The following is a 1,977-nucleotide window of genomic DNA, read 5'->3' on the forward strand; positions in this document are numbered from 1 at the left end:
AATTGGTAAGACATATTTTAGTATGCAAAATTCTATGAAGCAGGAACCCTGTGACTTTAGTCATGGGAGGTTCAGTGTTCGTAAAGTAGATGTTAAAGATAGACGAAAGTTTCAAATATTTTTAACAGATTTAGGCAGAGAATTAGAAGAGCCATTAAATAAAATTGCAGACATATATGCAACAGAGACATTTAAATCTATTTCAGATGAGGAACTGTCTTTATTTACTGAAGCTTTGGATAAACTCAGTAAATAAGTATAAATTATGTTTTAAGAAGTCTTTTTAACTCATTGATGATACAAAACAATAGAAAGAGGGATAAGGATGAGTTCTAAGATTTATTATTTTTCTGGAACGGGAAACTCTTTAGTGGTTTCAAAGACTTTAAAAGAAATGTTAAATGAAAATGGAGAATTAATACCTTTAGCTATACATAGAAAAGAAAGAAATATAGACGTAAATGAAGATATCTTGGTAATTGTTTTTCCAGTTTATTTTGCTGATGTTCCTGATATAGTAAAGTCTTTTATAGATAAATTAAATTTTAATAGTAATCCCGATATGTATGCTATTGCTACATGTAATGGAGTGGCTGGCCATAGTTTGTTTACTATAAATAAATTACTTAAGAAAAAAGGAAAAGAGCTATCTGCTGGTTTTGTAATTGATATGCCTGGAAATGCTTTGACAACACCTCGAGGTGTTGAAGAAGAGAGACTAAGAAACTTTACTAATAGAGTGTCAGAAATAACAAAGTGTATCAACAACTTAGAGAGTGGAAAGATAGAAGGAAAAAACAATTTAAAGTCATATGTAGACAGTTTTACACTTCGTCTAGTGGGTAAAAACATGCAGATTGCCACTACTAAATTTTTTGCAGAAGATAAGTGTAATGGGTGTGGGACATGCAAAAGAGTTTGCCCATTAGAAAACATAAGTATAGTTGACAGAAAGCCAAAGTGGGGTAATGAGTGTGAAAGGTGTTTAGCCTGTTTCCATTGGTGTCCCAAAGAGGCAATTAATATAAAAAAATCGTTTTTGACAGATAGGAAGAAGTATCACCATCCAGACGTTACTGTGAAGGATATATTTTTAGATAAATAGATAAGTTTAATTTATTTAATGATGGACAATATTAAAAGTTAGTGATAAATAATATTAAAGAAAAATTTAAACTTACTATAAAAAAGAATAATATAATTATACATTATAGCTTGAAAAGTAGAGTGCCTCAAAGCGTTTTTGATGAGGCACTTTTTTATTATTTTATAAGTTCTATCATTTTTTGAATATCTTCTGAGGCCATTTCGAATTTTGATTTTTCAATCAATAAGTTTCCACCAGTCATAATATATGATGGAAATATTCGTAAATTGTCATAATAAAGTTCGCTATTACGAAGTTTATATGTTGAAATAGAAGGAACTGCATTCTTTTTTGTATGTTTTTTAGTAATCATATTAAAAGATTTTTTTGCTACATCTCCCATCAACATTATTACTTTTAGATTACTGAATAATTTAATTTCTTTTTCTAAAATAGGCATGTGCGATTGAATAGTGTCACGAGTTATTGTATATTCTGTTTTAGGTAATTTTACTGCATTAGTTATATATATGCCTAGATTTAAAATATCATTTATGCTAGATATTTTTGTACCTGCATTTTGGAATAAAGGGATTGTAGTTTTTAAGTAGTCAGCATGCTCATCTAAACTATAAAAATCATCATTAGGATTACTTGGGACAACTTCGTTAATCATTATAGTTTTTATAGAGTCTGTATCTATTGTTATATTGGGAAGATATGATAAGATTTCATTATCCTCAAAAAGATTATTATTTTTAATAAATTCATTTAAAGTTGATTTTATATTTATCTTCATATGTTTAACCTGCCACTCAAAATATGGTCAAATATATCCATATCGAGATTTTTCCTTCTTCACTGAACCTCGCCTTGCCTAAGCTACTACG

General features: G+C 28.9%; 2 protein-coding genes and 1 pseudogene. 2 read left to right on the forward strand and 1 reads right to left on the reverse strand.

The genetic code is table 11. The annotated features are described in order from the left end of the window. Positions 1-256 (forward strand): annotated as a pseudogene (locus KGF36_RS19800) (hypothetical protein); the annotation flags it as partial. Positions 257-325: 69 nt separating this feature from the next. Beyond that, on the forward strand, positions 326-1,105 hold the full coding sequence (locus KGF36_RS19805; RefSeq protein ID WP_227830494.1) for an EFR1 family ferrodoxin: 780 nt from the start codon (positions 326-328) through the stop codon (positions 1,103-1,105). A 157-nt stretch (positions 1,106-1,262) separates the two neighbouring features. Here the strand turns inward: KGF36_RS19805 and KGF36_RS19810 are convergent, their stop codons facing one another. Next, entirely contained in the window at positions 1,263-1,886 is a 624-nt protein-coding gene (locus KGF36_RS19810) for a uracil-DNA glycosylase family protein (protein ID WP_227830493.1), read from the reverse strand. Positions 1,887-1,977 lie beyond the last annotated feature (91 nt).

The organism is Clostridioides sp. ZZV14-6009 (genome assembly GCF_020658095.1).
GTDB lineage: Bacteria > Bacillota > Clostridia > Peptostreptococcales > Peptostreptococcaceae > Clostridioides.